The 254-nt window shown below is 57.1% G+C and carries 1 protein-coding gene; it reads right to left on the reverse strand.

From position 1 onward, the window contains the following. Window positions 1-157: DUF3318 domain-containing protein (locus VPK24_RS11215; protein WP_393013281.1), on the reverse strand; the 157-nt coding region annotated here is incomplete at its 3' end. Window positions 158-254 lie beyond the last annotated feature (97 nt).

A 254-nucleotide genomic window follows, 5' to 3' on the forward strand; every position in this document is an offset into this window, starting at 1 on the left:
CGATCGCATCGAGATCCACTTCCAATTCCCGCTCGGTTCGCTGGTTGTTGCGCCAAATTTGCCAGCCGGCCAAGCCCGCCAGCCCACCGGAAGCCACCGCCCCCAATGCATCGCCTTGGCTAATTTGACGTGAATTCGGGTTAAGCAGGGAGTTCAATGCCTAGTGTCGCTAGGTCAAGAGTGGGCTTCTTGGGCTGATGGCAGTAAGCAATCAGCCCACTGAGCAAATGCACAAAGCCACTGACTGGACTGCG

The organism is Limnothrix redekei LRLZ20PSL1 (assembly GCF_043235035.1).
Taxonomy (GTDB): Bacteria; Cyanobacteriota; Cyanobacteriia; order CACIAM-69d; family CACIAM-69d; genus CACIAM-69d.